24 protein-coding genes are annotated in these 24,540 nt (G+C 61.3%); 7 read left to right on the forward strand and 17 right to left on the reverse strand.

The window, feature by feature from the left end; genetic code table 11:
* Positions 1–9 precede the first annotated feature (9 nt).
* The 3 genes from G9C89_RS19415 to G9C89_RS19425 all read right to left on the reverse strand — a co-directional run bounded on the left by G9C89_RS19415 (position 10) and on the right by G9C89_RS19425 (position 3,365).
* On the reverse strand, positions 10–438 hold the full coding sequence (locus tag G9C89_RS19415; RefSeq protein WP_172151167.1) for an ExbD/TolR family protein: 429 nt from the start codon (positions 436–438) through the stop codon (positions 10–12).
* Complete coding sequence (locus G9C89_RS19420; RefSeq protein WP_172151169.1) at positions 435–1,067, reverse strand: MotA/TolQ/ExbB proton channel family protein; 633 nt, start codon at positions 1,065–1,067, stop codon at positions 435–437. Before G9C89_RS19420 ends, G9C89_RS19415 begins: the two co-directional genes overlap by 4 nt.
* A 72-nt stretch (positions 1,068–1,139) precedes the next feature.
* On the reverse strand, positions 1,140–3,365 hold the full coding sequence (locus G9C89_RS19425; protein ID WP_256674329.1) for a DNA internalization-related competence protein ComEC/Rec2: 2,226 nt from the start codon (positions 3,363–3,365) through the stop codon (positions 1,140–1,142).
* A 140-nt stretch (positions 3,366–3,505) separates the two neighbouring features.
* Here G9C89_RS19425 and G9C89_RS19430 point away from each other — a divergent pair, with 140 nt between their 5' ends.
* Positions 3,506–4,039 carry a DUF2062 domain-containing protein gene (locus tag G9C89_RS19430; protein WP_172151171.1) on the forward strand — a complete coding sequence of 178 codons (534 nt, stop codon included), beginning with the start codon at positions 3,506–3,508 and terminating at the stop codon, positions 4,037–4,039.
* 73 nt (positions 4,040–4,112) lie between these two features.
* Here the strand turns inward: G9C89_RS19430 and G9C89_RS19435 are convergent, their stop codons facing one another.
* From G9C89_RS19435 to G9C89_RS19445, 3 genes are read right to left on the reverse strand one after another with little or no spacing between them, the layout of a single operon-like run.
* Positions 4,113–5,357: a lipoprotein-releasing ABC transporter permease subunit gene (locus G9C89_RS19435; protein ID WP_172151173.1), complete on the reverse strand. Its 1,245-nt coding sequence runs from the start codon at positions 5,355–5,357 to the stop codon at positions 4,113–4,115.
* Entirely contained in the window at positions 5,357–6,040 is a 684-nt protein-coding gene (gene lolD / locus G9C89_RS19440) for a lipoprotein-releasing ABC transporter ATP-binding protein LolD (RefSeq protein ID WP_172151222.1), read from the reverse strand. The genes G9C89_RS19435 and lolD overlap by 1 nt, the downstream gene beginning before the upstream one ends.
* A 7-nt stretch (positions 6,041–6,047) precedes the next feature.
* Positions 6,048–7,298, reverse strand: coding sequence for a lipoprotein-releasing ABC transporter permease subunit (locus tag G9C89_RS19445; RefSeq protein ID WP_172151175.1), 1,251 nt, complete (start codon positions 7,296–7,298; stop codon positions 6,048–6,050).
* Positions 7,299–7,393: 95 nt separating this feature from the next.
* Between G9C89_RS19445 and G9C89_RS19450 the strand changes: the two genes are divergently transcribed.
* The 3 genes from G9C89_RS19450 to G9C89_RS19460 are packed head-to-tail and all read left to right on the forward strand — an operon-like array spanning position 7,394 to position 9,010.
* Positions 7,394–7,972, forward strand: a complete 579-nt coding sequence (locus G9C89_RS19450; RefSeq protein WP_172151177.1) for a PilZ domain-containing protein — start codon at positions 7,394–7,396, stop codon at positions 7,970–7,972.
* Positions 7,973–7,985: 13 nt separating this feature from the next.
* Positions 7,986–8,288: a phosphodiesterase gene (locus G9C89_RS19455; RefSeq protein WP_172151179.1), complete on the forward strand. Its 303-nt coding sequence runs from the start codon at positions 7,986–7,988 to the stop codon at positions 8,286–8,288.
* Entirely contained in the window at positions 8,285–9,010 is a 726-nt protein-coding gene (locus G9C89_RS19460) for a glycerophosphodiester phosphodiesterase (RefSeq protein ID WP_172151181.1), read from the forward strand. The genes G9C89_RS19455 and G9C89_RS19460 overlap by 4 nt, the downstream gene beginning before the upstream one ends.
* 274 nt (positions 9,011–9,284) lie before the next feature.
* On the opposite strand, the gene sthA is transcribed toward G9C89_RS19460, so the two are convergent.
* From sthA to G9C89_RS19510, 10 genes are all read right to left on the reverse strand, one after another.
* Positions 9,285–10,679, reverse strand: a complete 1,395-nt coding sequence (gene sthA, locus G9C89_RS19465; protein ID WP_090497347.1) for a Si-specific NAD(P)(+) transhydrogenase — start codon at positions 10,677–10,679, stop codon at positions 9,285–9,287.
* A 125-nt stretch (positions 10,680–10,804) separates the two neighbouring features.
* On the reverse strand, positions 10,805–11,032 hold the full coding sequence (gene nqrM / locus G9C89_RS19470) for a (Na+)-NQR maturation NqrM (protein ID WP_172151183.1): 228 nt from the start codon (positions 11,030–11,032) through the stop codon (positions 10,805–10,807).
* Positions 11,029–12,054: an FAD:protein FMN transferase gene (locus tag G9C89_RS19475; RefSeq protein ID WP_172151185.1), complete on the reverse strand. Its 1,026-nt coding sequence runs from the start codon at positions 12,052–12,054 to the stop codon at positions 11,029–11,031. The genes nqrM and G9C89_RS19475 overlap by 4 nt, the downstream gene beginning before the upstream one ends.
* Before the next feature lie 2 nt (positions 12,055–12,056).
* On the reverse strand, positions 12,057–13,283 hold the full coding sequence (nqrF, locus tag G9C89_RS19480) for an NADH:ubiquinone reductase (Na(+)-transporting) subunit F (RefSeq protein ID WP_172151187.1): 1,227 nt from the start codon (positions 13,281–13,283) through the stop codon (positions 12,057–12,059).
* Between the two features lie 15 nt (positions 13,284–13,298).
* Positions 13,299–13,907 carry an NADH:ubiquinone reductase (Na(+)-transporting) subunit E gene (nqrE, locus tag G9C89_RS19485; RefSeq protein ID WP_172151189.1) on the reverse strand — a complete coding sequence of 203 codons (609 nt, stop codon included), beginning with the start codon at positions 13,905–13,907 and terminating at the stop codon, positions 13,299–13,301.
* Positions 13,907–14,581 carry an NADH:ubiquinone reductase (Na(+)-transporting) subunit D gene (locus tag G9C89_RS19490; RefSeq protein WP_172151191.1) on the reverse strand — a complete coding sequence of 225 codons (675 nt, stop codon included), beginning with the start codon at positions 14,579–14,581 and terminating at the stop codon, positions 13,907–13,909. The genes nqrE and G9C89_RS19490 overlap by 1 nt, the downstream gene beginning before the upstream one ends.
* Positions 14,578–15,366, reverse strand: coding sequence for a Na(+)-translocating NADH-quinone reductase subunit C (locus tag G9C89_RS19495; RefSeq protein ID WP_172151193.1), 789 nt, complete (start codon positions 15,364–15,366; stop codon positions 14,578–14,580). The genes G9C89_RS19490 and G9C89_RS19495 overlap by 4 nt, the downstream gene beginning before the upstream one ends.
* Positions 15,359–16,570, reverse strand: coding sequence for an NADH:ubiquinone reductase (Na(+)-transporting) subunit B (locus G9C89_RS19500; protein ID WP_172151195.1), 1,212 nt, complete (start codon positions 16,568–16,570; stop codon positions 15,359–15,361). The genes G9C89_RS19495 and G9C89_RS19500 overlap by 8 nt, the downstream gene beginning before the upstream one ends.
* A gap of 3 nt (positions 16,571–16,573) precedes the next feature.
* Positions 16,574–17,911, reverse strand: coding sequence for a Na(+)-translocating NADH-quinone reductase subunit A (locus tag G9C89_RS19505; RefSeq protein ID WP_172151197.1), 1,338 nt, complete (start codon positions 17,909–17,911; stop codon positions 16,574–16,576).
* A complete protein-coding gene (locus G9C89_RS19510; RefSeq protein ID WP_172151198.1) occupies positions 17,886–18,116 on the reverse strand; it encodes a hypothetical protein in 231 nt (76 codons plus the stop codon). The genes G9C89_RS19505 and G9C89_RS19510 overlap by 26 nt, the downstream gene beginning before the upstream one ends.
* Before the next feature lie 68 nt (positions 18,117–18,184).
* Here G9C89_RS19510 and G9C89_RS19515 point away from each other — a divergent pair, with 68 nt between their 5' ends.
* Positions 18,185–18,745: a chalcone isomerase family protein gene (locus G9C89_RS19515; protein WP_172151200.1), complete on the forward strand. Its 561-nt coding sequence runs from the start codon at positions 18,185–18,187 to the stop codon at positions 18,743–18,745.
* 63 nt (positions 18,746–18,808) lie between these two features.
* On the opposite strand, the gene G9C89_RS19520 is transcribed toward G9C89_RS19515, so the two are convergent.
* The gene (locus tag G9C89_RS19520; RefSeq protein WP_172151202.1) at positions 18,809–20,275 is read right to left on the reverse strand and encodes a glyceraldehyde-3-phosphate dehydrogenase; all 1,467 of its coding nucleotides are present in this window, start codon (positions 20,273–20,275) and stop codon (positions 18,809–18,811) included.
* A 134-nt stretch (positions 20,276–20,409) separates the two neighbouring features.
* Here G9C89_RS19520 and mfd point away from each other — a divergent pair, with 134 nt between their 5' ends.
* Both mfd and G9C89_RS19530 read left to right on the forward strand, forming a co-directional pair.
* Positions 20,410–23,847, forward strand: a complete 3,438-nt coding sequence (mfd, locus tag G9C89_RS19525; RefSeq protein ID WP_172151204.1) for a transcription-repair coupling factor — start codon at positions 20,410–20,412, stop codon at positions 23,845–23,847.
* Between the two features lie 12 nt (positions 23,848–23,859).
* Positions 23,860–24,399 (forward strand): CsiV family protein, encoded by a 540-nt coding sequence (locus tag G9C89_RS19530; protein ID WP_172151206.1) that lies wholly within the window; start codon positions 23,860–23,862, stop codon positions 24,397–24,399.
* The last annotated feature ends 141 nt before the right edge of the window (positions 24,400–24,540 follow it).

Genomic DNA, 24,540 nt, shown 5'->3' on the forward strand with positions numbered 1-24,540 from the left:
GCACGTTCCTCAAGGCGTGGCCTGCGCCTCGACCGTGGTGATGCGCAGGTGGGCAAAGCCCAACTTGCCGGCGGCGTCCATGGCCGTGATCACCGCCTGATGGGGGGTCTTGCCATCGGCACTAATGGTCAGCGGCAGGCTGTTATCACCCGCCGATTCCTTTTGCAGCGCCGCCATCAAGCCATCCAGATCACTTTTCAGCAGTTGCTTGCCATTCAGCGAATAACTGCCGTCGACGGCGATCAGTACCTCCAACTGTTTGAGCTCGGTCTGCTCCGGCGGCGTGCCACTGGCGGCCTCGGGCAGATCGACCTTGAGCTGGGTCTCACGGGTGAAGGTGGTGGTGACCACAAAAAACAAGAGCAGGATGAACACCACGTCGATCAGCGAAGCCAGGTTGATCTCGACGTTCTCCCGCGGTTTGCGCCGGAATTTCACGCCTTGCCCTCAGCAAAATCGACATCACGATCACCTTGCACCACTTCCACCAGCTTGATCGCTTCCTGTTCCATACCGACCACCAGCTCATCGACCCGGCGCTGCAGGTAACGGTGAAAGAACAACGCTGGAATGGCCACCATCAAACCGGCCGCCGTAGTGATCAATGCCTTGGAAATACCCGCGGCGAGCAGCGCCGCATTGGCCATGCCCGAACCCATGAAGGAGCTGAAGATCTCGATCATGCCCAGCACGGTACCGAGCAACCCGAGCAGCGGCGCGATACCGGCAATAGTACCCAGGGCATTGAGGTAGCGCTCCAGATCGTGAATAACACGTGCGGCCGCCTCTTCGATGCACTCTTTCATGATCTCGCGACCATGCTTGGAGTTGGCCAGGCCGGCAGCCAGAATCTGTCCCAAGGGCGAGTTGGCACGCAACTCCTTGAGCTTCTGGTTGTTCAGCTTTTTATCCTTGATCCAGCGCCACACCTGACCGAGTAGGTGTGGCGGTGTGATACGGCTGGGCCGCAGCGTCCACAGACGCTCGGCAATAATGCCGACCGCAACGATAGAGCAGAGCATGATCGGCAGCATTATCCAGCCGCCAGCTTTAACCAGTTCCCACACGGTGGCACATCCCCTTTGGAAAAGTGGCGCCACTCTAGCATAGGGGCGACATGTCGCCGACCGCCGCTGTTCTCATTTTTCTCGCCAAAAACGTGCGCGCTCGCGCAACCCTTGCCCTTGGACAAAGGCGCCCAGACGAATATGCACGGCTCCGTACTCGACCGTGTCATAGAGCCGCGCGGGCAGCGCTTCGTAGCGCGCCACCACACTGGCATGCGGATGACCGAATGCATTGTGCTGGCCGCGGGAAATCAGCGCGGCGCGCGGCGCCACTGCATCCAGCAAGGCCTGTGAGGAAGAGCTGCGACTGCCATGGTGCGGCGCCAACAACCAGTGCGCGCGAACATCCAGGCCACTGTCGAGCAGTGCACGCTCGGCGCTGCTGTCGATATCACCCGTCAGTAGCAGGCGCTCACCAGCCGCCTCGATCAGCAATACGCAGGAGGCCTGGTTGCCATCCGTCGCCTGCGCCCAACGCCAGAGAGTGAAATGCACCCCATCCCACTGCCAGCTGCGCCCCGATTCGCAGGCCTCGGCCCGAAGCATTCCGGGGAGTGCCGCGGCCTCGCCGCTCACCACCTGCCTGACCGGCATGCCCCGCTGAATCGCCAGCGCACCGCCAGAATGATCGTTGTCGGCATGGCTGAGCAGTAACATATCCAGCTGCGCCACCCCCAATCCGCGCAGCGACGGCAGCACGACACGCTCGCCCATGTCGAAATCGCCGAAGCGCGGCCCGGCGTCATACAGCAGTGCGTGCTCGCGGGTGCGCAGCAAGACCGCCAGGCCCTGGCCAACGTCCAGCATCCACACCTCAGCCTGGCCATCGGCCGGCCGCTGTACCTCGGTATAGAACAGTGGCAGCAGGAGAATCCAGCCCAGGCTGCGCAATGGCACACCGGCCGGCAGCAGCAACAGCAAAGTACCTAGCGCCACCAGCAACCAAGCCCAGAGCGGTAATGTCTCGGGCAACCAGGCCGGCAGCCAGGTGGCAATCTGCGCCAGCAGCATGAACAGCAGCTTGAGCAAACCACCGGCGAGCCATAGCAGTGCCTCGCCCAGCCAGGGCAGCGGCAAGAGCAGGGTTCCCAACAATGCCAACGGCACCACCGCCAGACCGACCCAGGGCACGGCAAGCAGATTGGCTAGCGGGCCACTGGCACTGACCGGCAAACCCAAGGCCAGCAACAGCGGCAGCAACCCGACGGCCATCGCCCACTGCGCCCGCCCCAGCGTTTGCCACCACGGCCAGGCGCCCAGCCGGCCACTGAAAATCAGAACCAACAACAGCACGGCGCCGAAGGACAACCAGAAGCCCGGCTGCAAGCTGGCCAGGGGCTCCAGCAGCAAGACCACAACCAGGGCGACCAACAACGGCAAGAAAACCCCGAGATGGCGGAAGCGCCAACGCCACAGCAGCACCAGGCCGACCATCACACAGGCACGCCGCACCGGCACCTCGAAGCCTGCCAGCAGGCCATAGCCGAGCGCGCCGGCGAAGGCCAGACCACAAGCCCAGGGTAACCACGGCCACTGGCGCGGCCACCAACCCAGACGGGCCAAGCCGGCAATCAAGCCATACAACAACCCGGCCAGCAGGCCGATATGCTGACCGGAAATCACCAGCAAGTGCACCGTACCGGTGTCTTGCAACACACGCCAATCGGCCACCGACAAGCCAGAGCCATCACCCAACACCAGCGCCGCCAACGCTCCCTCGCGACCATGGGCATCGACTGCGAGCAAGCGCTGGCGCAAGCCATCACGCCAACTCCCAGGCCCGCTGGCGGCGCTCAGCAGCTGGCCACTTTTGACCGTGCCGGCAGCGCCAATGCGTTGCGCCAGCAGCCAGGCTTCGTAATCGAATGACTGTGGATTGACCAGACCATGGGGCCGTTTCAGACGCACCGCCAGGCGCCAGGTCTCGCCGGCCCGCAGCTCGGGGCCGCCATACCAGCCCAGACGCAGTCGCTGCGGCAACTCGCTACGCCGTGACTCGGCCTGCTGCAGTTGAAACCTGACCACCCCAGCGCCCCTATCGGGCAGGCCGACCACTTGCCCCTGCAACCACAAGGTACGGCCATCGAGTTGCGGTGCCAGCCTGTCGTCCAGGGCCGACTGCGCCGAGATACCGGCCCAGCTGAAGCCAAACAGGAAAAACGCCAGCGGATAGCTACGAAATGGCAGCAACATCAGCCCCAGTATCGGCAGCAGCCATAACAGCCAGACCGGCGGTAAAGCCGGCAATAATCGTAGCAGGAGCAAACCCGCTACCAGCGCTGACATCCCTGTGCGCATAACCACTCACTCCTTGAGATCCGGTTCCGTGGATCTAACCCAACAGCCGGTTTTCACTTATTTGCTGTGACAAAGTGAGAAAGCGGCTCGTCTTGAATCGGTGCATAATATCGGCGCTTTTAGCCTGCCAGAGAGCCCCGATGCCGCGTCGTTTTTTCAAACGCTATATGCCTCACCCGGATCGCATCAAGGCCAACAAGTCCCTGCGCTTTCTCGGCGCCCTGATTCACGACCCTAACCTCTGGCACCTCAACCGCCACTCGGTTGCACGCGCTGTGGCCATCGGCCTGTTCTGGGCGATGATCCCCATGCCGCTGCAAATGGCCGCCGCCGCACTGGTCGCCATTCCCGCACGCGCCAACCTGCCCATTTCCGTTGGACTGGTCTGGCTGACCAACCCGATCACCATGCCTCCGGTGTTCTATTGCAGCTACAAATTCGGCGCCTGGATGACCAATACCCCTACCCTGCGCATGCCCGACGAGATCACCCTGAGCTGGGTTGGCCATATGTTGCAGACCCACTGGCAGCCTCTATACCTAGGCTCTTTCGTGCTCGGCGTGCTGTTCGCTGCACTGGGCTACCTGGCTACCAATACCTACTGGCACTGGTGGGTACGGCGCAGCTGGCGCAAGCGCCAAGAACAACGCCGCCACAACAAGCCGGATAATTGAGCGTTTTTCCACCACCTCTGAAAGCAAAAAGCCGTTACTCGAGTAACGGCTTTTTGCTTTCAGAGAGACTAGCTCATTCGTAGCGCAAGGCTTCTGCCGGCTGGATACCCGCCGCACGCCAGGACGGATAGAGGGTCGCGAGAAAGCTCAGGGCGAAGGCCGCGCCACAGATCAACAGCACATCGGCGAGCAGCAATTCGGACGGCAGATTGCTGATGAAGTAGACATCCGAGCTGAGTACCTGCTGACCACTGAGACGCTCGATCCAAGCGACCAACTGGCTGATATTCAGCGCCGCCACGATGCCCAGAACGGCACCGATCAGCGTGCCGACCACCCCGATCACCGTGCCCTGTACCATGAAGATGCCCATGATCTGCCCGGGGGTCGCGCCCAGGGTACGCAGGATGGCGATATCCCCCCCCTTGTCGGCGACCACCATGATCAAGGTGGCAATGATATTGAACGCAGCCACCGCCACGATCAGCAGCAACAGCAAGCCGATCATGGTCTTTTCCATCTTCATGGCACTGAACAGGCTACCCTGGGTCAGCGTCCAGTCGCTGGCTCGATAGCCCTCGCCCAACTCGCTGACGATGGCGGCCGACACCTGCGGCGCCTGATACAGATCTTGCAATTTCAAGCGCACGCCGGGCACCTGGCCCGGCTGCAAGCGCTGGATCTGCGCGGCATCGGCGACATGCAGCAAGGCCAGCGAGCCGTCCAGCTCGGCACCGACCTTGAACACCCCGACCACATTGACCGCCTGCATCCGCGGCGTGATACCACCGGGCACCGAACTGGCCTCGGGCACGATCAGCGCCAAGCGGTCGCCGAGCTTCAGTTGAAAGCGCCGGGCGGTAATTTCGCCAATCACCACACCGAACTCGCCGGCCTGCAGATCGCCCAGACGGCCCTGGGTCATGTGCTCGGCAATGATCGACACCTGCGACTCCAGCTCGGGATCGATGCCCTGCAACTGAATCGGCTGCATCGCGCCGCGGTAGGACAACATGCCTTCCAGCTCGGCAAAGGGCACGGCGGCCAACACTTGCGGATTGCGCTTGGCAGCCGCGGCCACCGCCTGCCAATCATCCAGCGGCTGGACCCCGGCGATCGCCGCATGCGGCACCAGGCCGAGGATCCGCGAGCTCATTTCCTTCTGAAACCCATTCATCACCGACAGCACCACGATCATCGCCAGCACGCCCAGGGCGAGGCCAATCATCGAGGTCAGGGAAATAAAGGAAATGAAATGGTTACGCCGCTTGGCCCGGGTGTAGCGGGTACCGATGTACAGACTCAGAGGGCGAAACATCAGGCGGCCACCAACTTGCCGTCTTCCAGGCGCAGGATACGGTCCATCTGCTGAGCCAGGGCCAGGTCGTGGGTCACCACCAGGAAAGCGGTGCGCGACGCGCTGCTCAATTCCCTCATCAGGTCCTGAATGCCCTGGGCGGTGTGATGATCGAGGTTGCCGGTAGGCTCGTCGAGCAGCACCAGTCCCGGTCGATTGACCAGGGCACGGGCAATCGCCACGCGCTGGCGCTCGCCACCGGACAGCTCCGCCGGCTTGTGCGCCAGGCGATGGCCAAGCCCGACCCGTTCGAGCAGTGCGGTCGCCCGCTGACGCGCCTCGGCAATCGGCGTGCGCCCGATCAGCAGTGGCATGCAGACGTTCTCCAGCGCCGTGAACTCCGGCAGCAGGTGATGGAACTGATAGACGAAACCCAGCGAGCGGTTGCGCAGCAGGCCACGCTCCTTCTCACTCAGCGCCGACAGCTCCTCACCCGCCAGCCAGACGCTCCCCGTGCTGGGCGTATCCAGGCCACCGAGCATATTCAGCAAGGTGCTCTTGCCCGAGCCCGAACTGCCGACAATCGCCACCCGCTCGCCGGGGTGCAGCTCCAGCTGCAAGCCTTCCAGCACCACCACCGACTGCGGACCTTCCTCGTAGCTTTTGCCGAGGTTGCGGCAACTCAACACAGCACTCTCTTGCATAACCTGATCACTCATAACGCAGTGCCTCCGCGGGCTGGGTACGCGCCGCGCGCCAGGCCGGATAAAGGGTGGCGAGAAAACTCAGAACCAGCGCAGCGGCGCAGACCAGCAGTACATCCGCGAGCATCAGTTGCGATGGCAGGTAGTCGATGAAATAGACATCTGCATTGAGAAAGCGCATGCCCAGTGCACGCTCCAGCGCCGCGATACCGGCACTGACATTGAGTGCCGCAAAGATCCCCAGCAACGCCCCGATAAGGGTGCCGACTACGCCGATCACCGTGCCCTGGACCATGAAGATGGCCATGATTTGCCCGGGCGTAGCACCGAGGGTGCGCAGGATGGCGATGTCGCCCTTCTTGTCCGTCACTACCATGACCAGCGTCGAGATGATGTTGAACGCGGCGACCGCGACTATCAGCAGCAGCAGCAGGCCGATCATGGCCTTCTCCATGCGGATCGCCTGATACAGGTTGCCGTGGGTGCGGGTCCAGTCGCGGGCGTAATAGTCACGCTCGCCCAGGGATTGGGCCAACTCCCAGGCCGTGCGCGGCGCCTGAAACAGATCGGCGACCTTCAGGCGGATGCCCTGCACCTGATCCGCCTGGCGGCGCTGCAAGCGCGCCAGATCCTGGACGTGGGTCATCGCCACGTGACCATCGATCTCTCCGGCGCCAACATGAAAGATGCCAACCAGGGTGAAACGTTTTAACCGCGGAAACATGCCCGCCGGCGTTACCGTGACCTCGGGCGCGACGAAGGTGATCTTGTCGCCCAGGCTCACGCCCAGCTTGGCGGTGGCCTTGTCACCAATGACAATGCCAAAGGCACCGGGTTCGAGGTCTTGCAAGCGGCCCTGCTGAAAGAAATCACCAATGATCGAAACCTTCGCCTCCTCGAGCGGATCGATGGCGTTGATCAACACCTTCTGCACCTTGCCCTCATTCGTGAGCAAGCCCTGCATCTGGCTGAATGGCGCAACGGCCAACACCTGCGGGTTCTCCAGCGCCTTGTCGGCGAGGCTGCGCCAATCATCGATAGCCGTCGCCGACTCGACGGTGGCATGCGGCACCATCCCGAGCACACGCGTGCGCATCTCATGATCGAAGCCGTTCATCACCGACAGGACCACAATCATCACGAGCACACCGAGTGCCAGCCCGATCATCGAGGTCAGGGAAATAAAGGACACGAAGTGATTGCGGCGTTTGGCGCGTGTGTAACGCGTACCTATATATACGAACAGGGGTCTGAACATGTCGGGGGCTGATTCGCGGGAAAGAGGAACGTCCTTGTGGCGGGGCCTGGCAAGCGGCCTTACACTCAGACCACTACTGCTGCCATGGGTTCGCCATGTCGATTCAAGATGAAGATGACCGCCGCGAATACTATCGTATCGACGATACGATCGCACTGGAATTCACCCCGCTGTCGGGCGCCGAGGCGCAGGCCAGCGATGAACTTCACGACAGCTCGCCGCTGTTCAATCTGCTCAGTGAATTGCACCTGCTGGACTTCGAGTCACAGCACCTGCTGCGCCATATCAGCGAGCGCGACCGCACCCTGGCCAACTACCTCAAGGTGATCAACAAGCGCATCGACCTGCTCGGCCAGGCCGTCGCCCAGAGCCTGTTGCGCGACATCGGCACACCGCGGCGGGTGTGCCTTTCCGAGGGAGGAGTGAGTTTCACCAGCAGCCAGAACCTGGCCATCGGCAGCCATCTGGCAATCAAGATAGTGCTGATGCCGCAGGCACTCGGCCTGCTGCTGCGGGCCAAGGTGATTCACTGCCAGGCGCTCACCGAGCAGCAGTTCGAGATCGGCACCGAGTTCGAAGCCTTGACCGACGCACAGCGCCAGTTACTGGCCCGGCATATCCTCCAGCGCCAAGCCCTGGAGCGCCGCCAGGCCCGTGAACAACCCCAGCCTTAGTGACGAGAAGCCCATGCCCCGCCTTTTCCTAGCGTTGATCCTGTGCCTGCCGTTCGGCGCCAACGCCGACACCCTGCAGATCCCCCTCGGCCAGCAAGGCGCAGCCACCACTCAACTGCCGCAGCACGGCGAATCGCAGCGCTCGGTGCTGGAACGCTTCGGCCTGGCCGACGAAGAACACCCGGCGGTCGGCAGCCCGCCGATTAGCCGCTGGGATTACCGCGAGTTCAGCGTGTACTTCGAATACGACCACGTGATCAACAGCGTGCGCCACCATCAACCGCGCACCAGCGATTCTGCGAAGGAGCAACCGTGACCCTGATCTATGGCCACCGCGGCGCCAAAGGCGAAGCACCGGAAAACACCCTGACCAGCTTCCAGCAGTGCCTGGAACATGGTGTGCGCCGCTGCGAACTGGATCTGCATCAGTCACGCGACGGCGAGTTGATGGTGATTCATGACCCGACCCTGAAACGCACCACCGGCCATCGCGGCAAGGTGGTCGAACACGATGCCGCCGAACTGGCCAGCTATGACGCCCGCAAAGGAGGGCCCGGCTGGAAAACCCCCTGCCCGATCCCACGCCTGGCCGAGCTGTTCGAGAAGTGCGCCTTCGAGCACTGGCAACTGGAGGTCAAGAGCGCCTCCAAAGCCCGCGCCACACAGATGGTCGAGGCGATTGCCGAGCTGACGGCGCGCTATGAGCTGACCGATAGAGTCACGGTCACCTCGTGTTCACGGGAAGTGCTGAGTGCCCTCAAGCACCTGACACCGCAGCTTGCCCGCGGTCTGGTGGCCGAATACGCCTGGCTCGACCCGCTGAAAGTGGCCCAGCACTATGGCTGCAGCCTGCTGGCGTTGAACTGGACCCTGTGCACCCCGGAACGCCTGCTGAAAGCGCAGAAAGCCGGTTTGCATGTCTCGGTCTGGACGGTCAACGAACCGGCACTGATGCGCCGACTCGCCGATTTCGGCGTGGACAGCCTGATCACCGACTTTCCCGGCCTCGCGGTGCAGACCCTGCCGCCAAATACCTAGACAGAGCTTCGCGAGACCCAATATGTCGCTCCTGCCGCCGCCGGATGGATCTGCCGGTCTTCGTCGCCGCGTCGATCAACCTGTGCGGCCCGCCCCAACCGTGCGTCTCGGCTACTGCCGCCTACCAAGCAGGCAATAAAAAACCGGCCACGCAAGGCCGGTTTTTTATTATTGCTGCTGCCTGGTCAGAAACTCTCCCGGTTCGGCCAGCGCCACGCCAGGGAGTCACTGAACGGATCTTCCCCGACCGGCTCAGGCCACCGGTCGGAGCCGTTCAAAAAAGCCGGTTGAGACCGTCGAACGCCGCCACTCGATAGGCTTCGGCCATGGTCGGGTAGTTGAAGGTGGTGTTGACGAAGTACTTGATGCTGTTGGCTGCACCCTTCTGGTTCATGATCGCCTGGCCGATATGCACAATCTCCGAGGCCTGGTAGCCGAAGCAGTGTACGCCGAGCACTTCGAGCGTCTCGCGGTGAAACAGGATCTTCAGCATGCCCACCGGTTCGGCGGCGATCTGTGCCCGCGCCATGCTCTTGAAGAACGCCTTGCCCACCTCATAGGGGATCTTGGCCTGGGTCAGCTCGCGCTCGTTCTTGCCGATCGAGCTGATCTCCGGGATGGTGTAGATACCGGTCGGCACATCGTCGACAAAACGCCAGCTGTCGTTCTCGACGATATTGCCGGCCGCCGAGCGGCCCTGGTCGTAGGCGGCGCTGGCCAGGCTCGGCCAACCGATCACGTCGCCCGCAGCGAAGATATTCGACACTTCGGTGCGGTAATGCTGATCGACCTCGATCTGCCCGCGGCTGTTGACCTTGATGCCGATGTTTTCCAGGCCCAACTGGTCGGTGTTGCCGGTACGGCCGTTACACCAGAGCAAGGCATCGGCCTTGATCTTCTTGCCCGACTTGAGATGCAGAACCACCCCGTTATCCACACCCTCAATGCTCTCGTACTCTTCATTGTGGCGAATCAGTACGTTGCTGTTGCGCAGGTGATAGCTGAGCGCATCGGAAATTTCCGAATCCAGGAAGCTCAGCAATTGGTCACGATTGTCGATCAGGTCGACCAGCACACCGAGACCGCTGAAGATCGACGCATATTCGCAACCGATGACCCCGGCCCCATAGATGATCAACCGGCGCGGCGTATGACTGAGGGTGAGAATGGTATCGCTGTCGTAGACCCGCGGATGATGGAAGTCGACATCCGCCGGACGATAGGGGCGTGAGCCGGTGGCGATGACGATCTGCTTGGCCACCAGCTTTTCCACCACACCATTGGCGCAGACCACCTCGATGGTCTGCTCATCGGCAAAGCTGCCCGTGCCGAAGAACAGATCAATGCGATTACGCGCGTAGTAACCGGTGCGCGAGGTCACCTGCTTGGCGATCACCCGCTCGGCGCTTTTCAGCACATCGGGGAAGGAAAACCAGCGCGGCTCGCCGATCTGACGAAACATCGGGTTGGTGTTGAACTGCATGATCTGCCGCACCGAATGGCGCAACGCCTTGGACGGGATGGTGCCCAGGTGGGTGCAGTTGCCACCAACCTCGCGCCGGCTATCGACCACCGCCACCTTGCGCCCCGCCTTGGCGGCGTTCATTGCCGCGCCCTCACCCGCCGGGCCCGAACCCAACACCACTACGTCGTAGTTGTAGACCGCCATGTTTACTCCTTCAGATCACACCGGAGCGCTTATGGCGCACTCTCGGCAGGGCCAGCGCTGCATCAGGGCAGCCTGGCAATCGATACGTGATTCGACAGCCTGACATGCAGACCGGCGAATGGCGATTAGCGCTTGGTCGCGTCGTAGGGCAGTGCGCTGGTGCCGGCCGGCGGCGTGCTGTTGACCTCTTCGCACTTCTCGCGGCTACCGCCGCAAATCGAGCACTCTTTCTCGATCCCCAGATTGGCAATGCCGCCACAGGAACCGGCAATCGGTTTACGCCCCATGATCACGCCAACGGCCATCAACGCCACCACCAACAGCATGGTGAAAAATACGATCAACCAAATCATTGCTCTTCTCCTGCAGCGAATAGCTGCTCGAAAGCCGTGCTAGCCCGTGTGACGAAGCCTTCGCCTTCGCGGGTCACGAAAAATGCTGCGATGCCGGCTTGCTCAGCGTAGGCCAAACCCCGCTCTGGCCCCAGCACCATCAACAATGTAGACAAGCCATCGGCGCGTAAAGTCGACGGATCGGCGACCGTCACCGCCGCCAGCGTGTGGGTAATGGGCGCGCCGGTTTGCGGATCAAGCGTATGCGAGTAGCGCACGCCGTTCTCCTCGAAATAATTACGGTAATCCCCCGAGGTGGAAATACCGTAACCATCCAGTTGCAGAATCTTCTGTGCCACCCGCTGATCATCACGCGGCGCCTCGATGGCGATGCGCCAGGGCTGCCCATCCGGCTTCTTGCCCGCCCCCTTGAGCTCCCCGGTGACGTCCACCAGGTAGCTGTCGACACCCAGCTCGGTCAGGCGACTGACGATTCTTTCGACCGTATAACCGGCGGCAATACTGTTGAGATCCAGCTGCAGATCGACGTCCTTGCACAGTTGCTGCCCGTCTATGCGCAGGTGCCGATAACCGCTGCGCAGCCGCGCCTCGGCCAGTTGCTCGGCGCTCGGCACACGCTCGACCCGCGCCTGCGGGCCGAAGCCCCACAGATTGAGCAACGGTTCGAGGGTCGGATCGAAAGCACCGCCACTGTCCTCGGCCAGCTCCAACCCCAAGCGCACCACCTCGAGCATCCCGGCGGGAATGGCCATACAGCTGCCCGCCGGCGCCCGGTTGAACGTCGAGATCAGCGAATCGTCACGGTAGGTGGACATCTGCTGATCGACTTCGGCCAGAATTGCCTCGGTCGCGGTCTTGAGGGCCGGCGCATCGGCGACACCCTCGCCGGTGACATATTTGACCGTGTAGGTGCTGCCCATGGTCGGGCCGCCGAACTCTTCGACCTGCTCAGAATGCAAACAGCCCGCTAGGGCTGTCGCCAAGGCGACAGCGATAACGGGCTGGAGAAACGCTGACTTCATGCTTAGCCGCCGAAGTCGTCGAGCAGGATATTTTCCTCCTCCACACCCAGGTCGACCAACATCTTGATCACGGCGGCGTTCATCATCGGTGGGCCGCACATGTAGAACTCGCAATCTTCCGGAGCCGGATGCTCCTTCAGGTAGTTCTCGAACAACACGTTGTGGATGAAGCCCTTCATCCCGGTCCAGTTGTCTTCCGGCAGCGGATCGGACAACGCCAGGTGCCACTTGAAGTTGGGATTCTCCACCTGCAACTGATCGTATTCTTCGACATAGAAGGCTTCACGCATGGAACGTGCGCCGTACCAGAAACTGATCTTGCGCGTCGACTTGAGGCGCTTGAGCTGGTCGAAGATATGCGAGCGCATCGGCGCCATGCCGGCACCGCCACCGATGAAGACCATCTCGGCATCGGTGTCCTTGGCGAAGAACTCACCAAACGGACCGTACACGGTGACCTTGTCGCCCGGCTTGAGGCCGAACACCCAGGAGGACATCTTGCCCGGTGGCAAATCGTCCTTGCCCGGTGGTGGCGAAGCAATCCGGATATTGAACTTCACCAGACCCACTTCTTCCGGATAGTTGGCCATGGAATAGGCACGGATCGTGGTCTCTTCGACCTTGGACACGTACTTCCACTGGTTGAACTTGTCCCAGTCGCCGCGATACTCCTCTTGAATATCGAAGTCCTTGTAACGCACTTCGTGCGGCGGGCACTCCAGCTGTACATAGCCACCAGCGCGGAAGTCGACGTTCTCGCCTTCCGGCAGTTTCAGCGTCAGTTCCTTGATGAAGGTGGCCACGTTCGGATTGGACAACACCGTACATTCCCACTTCTTCACGCCGAAGACTTCTTCCGGAACCTCGATCTTCATGTCCTGCTTGACCGGAGTCTGGCAAGACAGACGCCAGCCAGCCTTGGCCTCGCGACGGGTGAAGGCAGCTTCTTCGGTCGGCAGCATTTCGCCACCACCGCTTTCCACTAAACACTTGCACTGCGCGCAGGTACCGCCGCCGCCACAGGCGGACGACAGGAAGATGTTGTTGGACGCCAGGGTCTGCAGCAGCTTGCCGCCCGCAGGCACCACAATGGTTTTTTCGCCATTGATCTCGATGCTCACGTCACCACTGGAAACCAGTTTGGCGCGCGCAGCGAGAATGATCAGCACCAGCGCCAGCACAATGCCGGTGAACATGCCGATCGCGAGAAAAATTTCGTAATTGATCATCTATTCATCCCTTCCTTACAACTGCACGCCGGAAAAGGACATAAAGCCCAGAGACATCAGACCGATGGTGATAAAGGTGATGCCCAGCCCCTGCAAACCTGCCGGTACGTCGCTGTACTTGAGCTTCTCGCGAATCCCCGCCAAAGCGGCAATCGCCAGCGCCCAGGACAGCCCCGAGCCGAAGCCGTACACGGTACTTTCCGCCAGGTTGTAGTCACGTTCGACCATGAACAACGAGCCGGCCATGATCGCGCAGTTCACCGTGATCAGTGGCAGGAACACGCCGAGGGCGTTGTACAGCGAGGGCACGTACTTATCCAGGAGCATTTCGAGGATCTGCACGATCGCCGCGATCACCCCGATATAACTGAGCAGCCCGAGGAAGCTCAGATCGACTTCCGGCATACCGGCCCAGGCCAGCGCACCATCCTTCAGCAGATAGGTATAAAGCAGGTTGTTCGCCGGTACGGTAATCACCTGTACGACAATCACCGCGATGCCCAGACCAATCGCTGTCTCGACTTTCTTCGAGATGGCGATGAAGGTGCACATGCCGAGGAAGAAGGCCAGCGCCATGTTCTCAACGAACACCGCTTTGACCAGCAAGCTGATGTAATGCTCCATTAGTAGGCCTCCTTGTTCGAGACTTGCGGCGCCATCTTGAAGCTCGGCTTCTCGACCTGCTCTCTTTTCCAACTACGCAAGGCCCAGATGAACAGACCAATCAGGAAGAACGCCGAAGGTGGCAGCAGTAACAAGCCGTTAGGCTGATACCAACCACCGTCGTTGATCACCGGAATGATCTCGTAGCCCATCAACTTGCCCGCGCCGAACAGCTCGCGAACGATACCCAGCACGATCAGCATGGCGCTGTAGCCCAAGCCGTTACCGATACCATCGAAGAACGACAACACCGGCGGGTTCTGCATGGCGAAGGCTTCGGCGCGGCCCATCACGATGCAGTTGGTGATGATCAGCCCGACGAACACCGACAGCTGCTTGGACAGGCTGAAGGCATAGGCCTTGAGCACCTGATCCACCACTATCACCAGGGAGGCGATGATCACCATCTGCACGATCATGCGGATCGAGCCGGGAATCTGGCTGCGAACCATCGAGATGAACAGGTTGGAGAAACCGGTCACCAGGGTCAGTGCTATGGACATGACCAGCGCGGTTTTCAGGTTCGAGGTCACCGCCAGGGCGGAGCAGATACCGAGGATCTGCAGGCCAATGGGGTTGTTATTGAAAATAGGATCCAGCAGTACTTGTTTGATCGTGGGTTGCGACATGATCAAGCCTCCCCTGCGCGCAGGTTCGCGATAAACGGACCGAAGCCACTCTGGCCGAGCCAGAATCGCAACAGGTTCTCCACCCCTTTACTGGTCAGGGTGGCGCCTGCCAAGCCATCGACCTGGTGCTTAGCCTCGGGGCTTTGCGGATCTACGCTGCCCTTGATGATTTGCACGACTGGCTTGCCTTCTTCGTCGAAGAGGATTTTGCCTGGCCATAGCCCCTTCCATTTGGGGTTATCCACTTCGCCGCCAAGACCCGGGGTTTCGCCGTGCTGATAGAAACCCATGCCGACCACGGTATTCAGATCGCCTTTGACCGCGATAAAACCATGCAGGGTCGACCATAGGCCATAACCACGTACCGGCAGGATCAGGGTTTCGAGTTGCCCCTCCTGCTGGACGATATAAACCGTGCTGAAACGCTCCTGGCGCTTGAGCCCGGCAATATCTTCACTGCCTGGCAGAGCGCTGGAGAGCTTGGGATCTTTCGAGGCTTTCAACGGATCGAAGGTCATCGGGTTCTGAGCATCGGAGAACTTACCGCTCTCCAAGTCGACCAGCTTGGCGCTGATAGTACTTTTGAACAGCTCTTTGACCTGGCTTGCCGACATGCTCGGCTCGCCCAGCCCGGCAATCGCCAGAATGCTGCGCTGTTTGTCCAACAGCCGGTTGTCCAACTGGGTCGGCTTGAGCGCCACGGCGGCACCGGCGACGAACACCGAGCACACCAGGCACACCAGCAGGGCCACTGTCAGGGTGCGGGCGGTGGATTCTTTTTGACTAGACATTGCGTGCCAGCCTCCGCTTGATATTGGCTTGAACGACGAAGTGGTCGACCAGCGGTGCGAACAGGTTGGCGAACAGAATCGCCAGCATCATGCCTTCCGGGAAAGCCGGGTTGACCACGCGGATCAACACCACCATCACGCCGATCAAGGCACCGAAAATCCACTTGCCGGTATTGGTCATGGACGCCGACACCGGATCGGTGGCCATGAACAACATGCCGAAGGCGAAACCGCCGACCACCAGATGCCAGTACCACGGCATGGCGAACATCGGATTGGTTGCCGAACCAAGGGCGTTGAACAGCAGGCTGAGGCCGATCATGCCCAACATCACCCCGGCGACGATGCGCCAGGAAGCAATCTTGGTGATCAACAGCACACTGCCGCCGATCAGGATCGCCAGGGTGCTGGTTTCACCCAGGGAGCCGTGAATGGTGCCGACGAAGGCGTCCATCCAGGTAATGCCCTGACCGATCACGTTTTCGATCCCGCCGGACGCGGCCAGGCTCAATGCGGTCGCACCGGCGAAGCCGTCGACTGCGGTCCACACCGCATCACCCGACATCTGCGCCGGGTAGGCGAAGAACAGGAAGGCACGGCCGGTCAGCGCCGGGTTGAGGAAGTTCTTGCCGGTACCGCCGAACACTTCCTTGCCGATCACCACACCGAAGCTGATGCCCAGCGCCACCTGCCACAGCGGAATGCTCGGCGGCAGAATCAGGGCGAACAGCACCGAGGTGACGAAGAAACCTTCGTTGACTTCATGCTTGCGGATCGAAGCAAACAGCACTTCCCAGAAACCGCCAACGATGAAAATCACCGCATAGACCGGCAGGAACCAGGCAGCTCCCTGGATGAAGTTATCCCACAGGCTGTTTGGATCGAAACCGGCCAGCGTGCTGATTAACGCAAAGTGCCAGCCTTCCTGCGCGGCCAACAGCTCGGGGCTCTGGGCGAAAATCAGGTTGGCCTGGTAACCGGTGTTCCACATGCCGAAGAACATCGCCGGGAAGGTGCACAACCAGACGATGATCATCATGCGTTTGAGGTCGATGCCGTCACGCACGTGAGCAGTGGTTTTGGTCACGCTAGCGGGGCGATAGAGGAAGGTGTCAACCGCCTCATACAAGGCGTACCACTTCTCGTACCTGCCGCCCTTCTCGAAGTTGTGCTCGATCTTGTCGAGGAATTCGCGAATACCCATGGGTTAACCCTCCTTTTCGATACGGGCGAGGTTATCGCGCAGGATCGGGCCATATTCATATTTGCCGGCACAGACATAGCTGCACAGCGCCAGATCTTCCTCGTCGAGTTCGAGACAGCCAAGCTTCTGGGCCATCTCGGTGTCACCGACGATCAGGTAGCGCAACAATTGCGTCGGCAGGATGTCCAGCGGCATGATTTCTTCGTAATTGCCGACCGGCACCATGGCACGCGGACTGCCGTTGGTCGTGGTGGAGAACGCGAACTTCTTCGCCGCCGCCAGCTTGGAAACGAACACATTCAACACCGAATGCTTGTTCACCCCGGCACGCAGGTAATGCAGCATCTCGCGGTCATTACCCTCAGCCAGGCACGACACCTGCAAGTGGTAACGCCCCAGGTAAGCGAAGGCGCCCTGGGCGGTACGCCCGCCCAGTACCGAACCGGAAACCACGCGGTTATAACCAGATTGCAGTTGACCGGCAGTCAGTTCGTCCAGACTGGCACCCAGGCGGGTACGCAGCAGACGCGGTTGCTCAACCACCGGACCGGCCAGGGCGACTACGCGCTCGACCCACAACTGCCCGGTAGTGAACAATTTGCCGACGGCAATCACGTCCTGATAGTTGATCGACCAGACACTCTTGCTGGCACTGACCGGATCAAGAAAGTGGATATGGGTGCCCGCCAGACCAGCCGGATGCGGACCGGCAAACGCCTCGGTCTGCACCTTGCTCAGTTGCTCACCCGGCAGGCTGCTGCCCTCGGCCTTGCACAGGAAGACCTTGGCCAGATTGCTCAGCACCTTGAGACCGTTTTCGAAATCAGCGGCATATTCGCCGATGACCACAGCCGGATCAGCGGCCAACGGCTGGGTGTCCATGGCCGTGACGAAAATCGAGCTGGGCTGCGCATCTACCGCAGGCACCTTGCTGAACGGACGAGTGCGCAGTGCGGTCCAGAGACCGGACTGCTGCAGGTTCTGGCGAACCTGCGCATCACTCAACCCATCCAACTGCGCCAGCGGATAGCTGGCAAAGGTCACTTGCTCATCGCCGTCCAGGTCGATCACCAGCGACTGCAGCACGCGCTTCTCACCGCGGTGAATCGCACTGACCACCCCGGCGCCTGGCGCAGTGTAATCAACCCCTGGCGATCTCTTATCGGAGAACAGCACTTGACCAAGTTTGACTCGATCGCCGACCTGCACCTGCATCGTTGGCTTCATATCGTGATAATCGAAGCCGACGATGGCGACACTGCGTATCGGCCTTGCAGCCTCTATACGCTGCGCCGGCGCGCCTGTTATGGGCAAATCAAGCCCATGTTTCAATTTGATCATAGGTTTGCCTAACCACTGATTTATAAGCTTTTTTTAGAATACGGGCGGCATCTGGATGCTTAATAGCCATACCCACACCAATACTGATATTGGCGTGGGTAATGATGCCGAGCGCGGGTAAAAAATCCGTTTGATTATAAAGACGCGCCCCCCAACTGACCACCCAAGCGCTTGCTTTTTTTGAACTTTTCGTAATAGGGCGCAACAGTCCGAACTTGACTCAAATCATTGCACGGGTGAAATGACAGTCACCCCGCCGCCCGGAGTCACAGCATGCGCAAACTACTGCTGCTTACCGCCCTGCTCTTGCTCAGCCCCGCCCTGCTCGCCAACCCCGACGAGCGCTTGCGCGAGGCGAATTTCGCTCCACTGGCGACCCTGGAACGAGCCAGCCTGGAGCGCAAGAACCAAAGTGTGCTGCGCTACCTGTGGGTCGACGTCTACGCCGCCGCCCTCTATGCAGAACCCAACATCAGCGCAGCCCAGGCCCTTGACCGCCAACACAGCAAGCGTCTGGAGCTCTATTACTTTCGCAAGATCCAGCGCGACGACGTGATCGAGGCCGCCTGGATCACGCTAGAAAGGCAGCATGACAAACCTACCCTCGAACGCCTGCGCAGCGATCTGGATGCCTTGCACGCGAGTTTCCTGGACATCAATCCAGGCGACCGTTACGCCCTCAACTACAACGCAAATAGCGGCCTGAGCTTGGAACGCAACGGCAAAACCGCCTTCGCCAGCAACAACCCGGAACTGGCCAGCGCCTACCTGGGCATCTGGCTGGCACCCAACGGGTTGTCGGCTAGTCTGCGGAGCAGCCTGCTCAACGATTGACCAGCAGGCCCGAATAAAAAAACGGGAGCCGAGGCTCCCGTTTTTTTCAATTGCTGCTAACGCTTAGCGCGGAAAAGCCGGCGGATTGACTCCGACCATGTCTTCCATCACGCGCACCACCTGGCAGCTGTAGCCAAACTCGTTGTCGTACCACACATAGAGCACGACACGATTGTCATTGGCGATGGTTGCTTCGGCATCCACCACGCCGGCGTGACGCGAGCCGACGAAGTCGGTGGAGACCACTTCCTGGGAATTGACGAAGTCGATCTGCTTGTGCAGATCCGAGTGCAGCGCCATGTAGCGCAGGTACTCGTTCATCTCTTCGCGGGTTGCGGGCTTTTCCAGGTTCAGGTTGAGGATGGCCATGGACACGTTCGGCGTCGGCACGCGAATGGCGTTGCCGGTCAACTTGCCCTTGAGCACCGGCAGCGCCTTGGCAGCGGCAGTGGCGGCACCGGTCTCGGTGATCACCATGTTCAGCGCGGCACTACGACCCCGACGACTGCCCTTGTGGAAGTTGTCGATCAGGTTCTGGTCGTTGGTGTACGAGTGCACTGTTTCGACGTGGCCATTGATGATGCCGTACTTGTCATTCACCGCCTTGAGCACCGGCACGATGGCATTGGTGGTGCAGGAGGCGGCGGAAATGATCTTGTCGTCGGCGGTGATATCGCCATGGTTGATGCCATGCACGATGTTCTTCAGCGCGCCCTTGCCGGGCGCCGTCAGCACCACGCGAGCGATGCCCGGGCAGGCCAGGTGCTGGCTCAAGCCCTCGGCATCACGCCACACACCGGTGTTGTCCACCAGCAGCGCGTTGTCGATACCGTACTGGGTGTAATCGACTTCGCTGGGCGACTTGGCATAAATCACCTGGATCAGGTTGCCATTGGCGGTGATGGTGTTGTTTTCCTCGTCGACAACGATGGTGCCGTCGAACGGACCGTGCACCGAGTCACGCCGCAACAGACTGGCGCGCTTGTCCAGATCGTTATCTGCACCTTTGCGCACGACAATCGCGCGCAGGCGCAGACCGTCACCACCACCGGTTTTCTCGATCAGGATGCGCGCCAGCAGACGACCGATACGACCGAAACCATAGAGCACCACATCGGTACCCTTGCGGGCCACGACATTCTGCTGACCGGCTACCGGCTCCAGCTCGTCACGCACGAACTGCTCGATGCTGCGGCCATTGGCCTCTGCCAGGTACTTGGCCATCATCCGGCCCAGATCCACGGAAGCGGCGCCCAGCTTGAGCTCGCTCATGGTTTTGAGCATCGGGAAAGTGTCATGCACCGACAGCTCGGCATCGCCATCCAGACGATGGCGGGCGTAGCGATGGGCTTTGAGAATCTGAATGACCGAACGGTTGATCAGGCTACGACCGTAGATCGAGGTGACTACGTTGTTGTTGCGGTAGAGTTGACCAATCAAGGGAATCATCGCTTCTGCGAGGGCTTCACGATCGATCCACTCACCGAGACACTGGTCGGGCTTCTGATTCACGGGCAGTACCTTCCACATGTAGGGGCTGAAAAAAGGGGCTACATTATGACGGCGGAGACAATCGCCGGCAATCTGCAACGGACGAAACACTGACAGCAACCAGCGCGGATAGTTACAATCGCGGGCCATGTCGTCATGCCCGTGAGCCGCCCGTGTCCGTACTGCGTCTACCGTCCCTGCCCGCCACCGCCGGGAAACAGCACTGGGGCAACCTGCCCGGTGCCGCATTGAGCCTGGCGATTGCCGAAGCCGCCAGCGCTGCCAAGCGCTTTACCCTGCTACTGACTGCCGACAGTCAGAACGCCGAGCGCCTGCAGCAGGAGCTGAGCTTCTTCGCCCCGGAACTGCCGGTTCTGCATTTCCCCGACTGGGAAACCCTGCCCTACGACCTGTTTTCACCGCATCAGGACATCATCTCGCAGCGCATTGCCGCGCTCTATCGCCTGCCAGAGCTGAAACATGGCGTGCTGGTAGTGCCGATCACCACCGCCCTACACCGCCTGGCGCCCAAGCGCTTCCTGCTCGGCAGCAGCCTGGTGCTGGACGCCGGCCAGAAGCTCGACGTCAACGACATGCGCACCCGCCTGGAAGCGGCGGGCTATCGCTGCGTCGACACGGTCTACGAACACGGCGAATTCGCCGTGCGCGGCGCCCTGATCGATCTGTTCCCGATGGGCAGTGACCAGCCGTTTCGCATCGACCTGTTCGACGACGAGATCGAAACCCTGCGCACCTTCGACCCGGAAACCCAGCGTTCGATCGACAAGGTCAAGTCGGTCAAGCTGCTACCGGCCCGCGAATTTCCGCTGGAGAAAAAGGCCGTCACGGATTTTCGCGGACGCTTTCGCGAGCGTTTCGACGTCGACTTCCGCCGCTGCCCGATCTACCAGGACCTGTCCACCGGCATCACCCCGGCCGGTATCGAGTACTACCTGCCGCTGTTTTTCGAAGAAACCGCGACCCTGTTCGACTACCTGCCGCAGGACACCCAGGTATTTTCCCTGCCTGGCGTGGAAAAAGCCGCCGAGCACTTCTGGAGCGACGCACGCAGCCGCTTTGATGAGCGCCGGGTCGACCCCGAACGCCCGCTGCTACCGCCGGCCGACATCTTCCTGCCGGTCGAAGACTGCTTCGCCCGCCTGAAAGACTGGCCACGAGTCGTCATCAGCCAGGAAGACATCGAGCCGGGCGTCGGCCGCCAGCGCTTCAACGCGCAACCCTTGCCCGACCTGGCGATCCAGGCCAAGGCCAGCGAGCCGCTGGCCGCCCTGCGCCGCTTTATCGAAGAGTATCCGGGCCGCGTGCTGTTCTGCGCCGAGTCCGCCGGGCGCCGCGAAGTGCTGCTGGAACTGCTCGCCCGCCTCAAACTCAAGCCCAGGGAAGTGGCCAGTTGGCCGGAATTCACCGCCAGCAAGGAGCGCCTGGCTATCACCATCGCCCCGCTCGACGACGGCCTGCGGCTCGACGACCTGGCCCTGATCGCCGAGAGCCCACTGTTTGGCCAGCGGGTGATGCAACGCCGCCGCCGCGAGAAATCGCGCGACGGCGGCGACAACGTGATCAAGAACCTCACCGAACTGCGTGAAGGCGCGCCCGTGGTGCATATCGATCACGGCGTCGGCCGCTACCTGGGCCTGGTCACCCTGGAAATCGACGGTCAAGCCGCCGAGTTCCTCGCCCTGATGTACGCCGAGGAAGCCAAGCTGTATGTGCCGGTCGCCAGCCTGCACCTGATCGCCCGCTACACCGGCAGCGACGATGCCCTGGCCCCGCTGCACCGCCTCGGCTCGGAAGCCTGGCAGAAAGCCAAGCGCAAGGCCGCCGAACAGGTGCGCGATGTCGCGGCCGAACTGCTCGACATCTATGCCCGCCGCGCCGCCCGCGAGGGCTATGCCTTCGCCGACCCGCAACTCGACTACGTGACCTTCAGTGCCGGCTTCCCGTTCGAGGAAACCCCGGACCAGCAAACCGCCATCGATGCGGTGCGCGACGACATGCTCTCGGCCAAGCCGATGGATCGCCTGATCTGCGGCGACGTCGGCTTCGGCAAGACCGAAGTAGCTATGCGCGCCGCCTTCATCGCCGTGCACAGCGGTCGCCAGGTGGCCGTGCTGGTGCCGACCACCCTGCTCGCCCAGCAACACTACAACAGCTTTCGCGACCGCTTCGCCGACTGGCCGGTGAATGTCGAGGTGATGAGCCGCTTCAAGAGCCCCAAGGAAGTCGCGAGCGCCATGCAGCAACTGAGCGAGGGCAAGGTCGACATCGTCATCGGTACCCACAAGCTGCTGCAGGGCGAAGTCCAGTTCAACAACCTGGGTCTGGTGATCATCGACGAGGAACACCGTTTCGGCGTGCGCCAGAAGGAACAGCTCAAGGCCCTGCGCAGCGAGGTGGATATCCTCACCCTCACCGCCACGCCGATCCCGCGCACCCTGAACATGGCCGTGGCGGGCATGCGCGACCTGTCGATCATTGCCACGCCGCCGGCGCGCCGCCTGTCGGTACGCACCTTCGTCATGGAGCAGAACAACCCGACCATCAAGGAAGCGCTGCTGCGCGAGCTGCTGCGCGGCGGCCAGGTCTATTACCTGCACAACGATGTGAAAACCATCGAGAAATGCGCCGCCGACCTCGCCGAGCTGGTACCGGAAGCGCGCATCGGCATCGGTCATGGGCAGATGCGCGAACGCGAGCTGGAACAGGTGATGGGCGACTTCTACCACAAGCGCTTCAACGTGCTGATCGCTTCGACCATCATCGAGACCGGCATCGACGTGCCGAGCGCCAACACCATCATCATCGAGCGCGCCGACAAGTTCGGCCTAGCCCAGCTGCACCAACTGCGCGGCCGGGTCGGACGCAGTCACCACCAGGCCTACGCCTACCTGCTCACCCCACCGCGCAAGCAGATGACCGACGACGCGCAGAAGCGCCTCGAAGCCATCTCCGGCGCCCAGGATCTCGGCGCAGGCTTCCTCCTGGCCACCCACGACCTGGAAATCCGCGGCGCCGGCGAACTGCTCGGCGACGGCCAGAGCGGGCAGATCCAGGCAGTCGGCTTCACCCTCTACATGGAAATGCTCGAGCGCGCGGTGAAAGCCATCCGCAAGGGCGAACAACCCAACCTCGACCAACCCCTCGGGGGCGGCCCGGAAATCAACCTGCGGGTGGCGGCGCTGATCCCGGAGGACTACCTGCCGGACGTGCATGCGCGGCTGATCCTCTACAAACGCATCGCTTCGGCTGCCGACGAAGACGGCCTGAAAGAGCTACAGGTGGAAATGATCGACCGCTTTGGCCTGCTGCCGGAACCGAGCAAGAACCTGGTGCGCCTGACCCTGCTGAAATTGCAGGCGGAAAAGCTCGGCATCAAGAAGGTCGATGCCGGCCCACAAGGTGGCCGCATCGAATTCGCCGCCGATACCTGTGTCGATCCGTTGACCCTGATCAAACTGATCCAGGGCCAACCGAACCGCTACAAGTTCGAAGGCGCCACACTGTTCAAATTCCAGGTGCCGATGGAGCGCCCGGAACATCGATTCGACACCCTGGAAGCGCTATTCGAGCGCCTGACTCCCTCTGCCTAAAGGACTGACCCCATGCGCGCACTCCGCCCCCTGGCCTCGCTCTCGCTTGTTTTGCTAGCGCTACTGAGCACTAGCACCGCCTTTGCCGAGGCCATGTACCAGGTTGAAGTGATCGTCTTCCGGCAAACAACCCAGCCGCTGCCCGCCGCCCGCCCCGCCCCCGACGACTGGGCACAAGGCGCACTGCCGATTGACCCCAGCCAGGAGCGTGCCACTACGCTGAATAATGAAGCGGGCAAACTCACTCCGGCTAACGGCTATACCGTGCTGCTGCACAAAGCCTGGGCGCAGAGCATCGGTGCCAGCCCGGGCCGAGTGGCGCTGAGCAGCGGCACCGAACAGTTCGGCCATTTTCCGGTTGAGGGCACCCTTGACCTGAAACAGGATCGCCTCATCGACCTGAGCGCCAACCTGTGGGTCAATCGCTTCGATGACAGCGGCGCACTCAGCAGCAGCGAATTGATCAAGCACAGCGTTCGCCTGCAAAGCGGCGAACTGACCTACCTCGATCACGGCAGCCTCGGCCTGCTGGTGCGCATCAGCCCACTTTAAACGTTACGCCTAACGCCTGCCTGGAATCGAGTAGGAGACGGCTTCACAGCCGCCGTCCTCTCACACCACCGTACGTACGGTTCCGTATACGGCGGTTCAGGTTATGCAGCTAAGCCGGTTTATCGTATCCAGTATCGAGAC

The sequence above is a fragment of the Pseudomonas tumuqii genome, assembly GCF_013184545.1.
Taxonomy (GTDB): Bacteria; Pseudomonadota; Gammaproteobacteria; order Pseudomonadales; family Pseudomonadaceae; genus Aquipseudomonas; species Aquipseudomonas tumuqii.

Coding starts and splice junctions, on each gene's coding strand:
- G9C89_RS19445 (WP_172151175.1), bottom strand. CDS start 7,298: ATGTTCAGACCCCTGTTCGTATATATAGGTACGCGTTACACACGCGCC.
- nqrM (WP_172151183.1), bottom strand. CDS start 11,032: ATGATTTGGTTGATCGTATTTTTCACCATGCTGTTGGTGGTGGCGTTG.
- G9C89_RS19530 (WP_172151206.1), top strand. CDS start 23,860: ATGCGCGCACTCCGCCCCCTGGCCTCGCTCTCGCTTGTTTTGCTAGCG.
- G9C89_RS19435 (WP_172151173.1), bottom strand. CDS start 5,357: ATGTTTCGCCCTCTGAGTCTGTACATCGGTACCCGCTACACCCGGGCC.
- G9C89_RS19450 (WP_172151177.1), top strand. CDS start 7,394: ATGTCGATTCAAGATGAAGATGACCGCCGCGAATACTATCGTATCGAC.
- sthA (WP_090497347.1), bottom strand. CDS start 10,679: ATGGCGGTCTACAACTACGACGTAGTGGTGTTGGGTTCGGGCCCGGCG.
- nqrE (WP_172151189.1), bottom strand. CDS start 13,907: ATGGAGCATTACATCAGCTTGCTGGTCAAAGCGGTGTTCGTTGAGAAC.
- lolD (WP_172151222.1), bottom strand. CDS start 6,040: ATGCAAGAGAGTGCTGTGTTGAGTTGCCGCAACCTCGGCAAAAGCTAC.
- G9C89_RS19425 (WP_256674329.1), bottom strand. CDS start 3,365: ATGCGCACAGGGATGTCAGCGCTGGTAGCGGGTTTGCTCCTGCTACGA.
- G9C89_RS19495 (WP_172151193.1), bottom strand. CDS start 15,366: ATGTCTAGTCAAAAAGAATCCACCGCCCGCACCCTGACAGTGGCCCTG.
- G9C89_RS19505 (WP_172151197.1), bottom strand. CDS start 17,911: ATGATCAAATTGAAACATGGGCTTGATTTGCCCATAACAGGCGCGCCG.
- G9C89_RS19515 (WP_172151200.1), top strand. CDS start 18,185: ATGCGCAAACTACTGCTGCTTACCGCCCTGCTCTTGCTCAGCCCCGCC.
- G9C89_RS19455 (WP_172151179.1), top strand. CDS start 7,986: ATGCCCCGCCTTTTCCTAGCGTTGATCCTGTGCCTGCCGTTCGGCGCC.
- G9C89_RS19430 (WP_172151171.1), top strand. CDS start 3,506: ATGCCGCGTCGTTTTTTCAAACGCTATATGCCTCACCCGGATCGCATC.
- G9C89_RS19520 (WP_172151202.1), bottom strand. CDS start 20,275: ATGTGGAAGGTACTGCCCGTGAATCAGAAGCCCGACCAGTGTCTCGGT.
- G9C89_RS19475 (WP_172151185.1), bottom strand. CDS start 12,054: ATGAAGTCAGCGTTTCTCCAGCCCGTTATCGCTGTCGCCTTGGCGACA.
- nqrF (WP_172151187.1), bottom strand. CDS start 13,283: ATGATCAATTACGAAATTTTTCTCGCGATCGGCATGTTCACCGGCATT.
- G9C89_RS19500 (WP_172151195.1), bottom strand. CDS start 16,570: ATGGGTATTCGCGAATTCCTCGACAAGATCGAGCACAACTTCGAGAAG.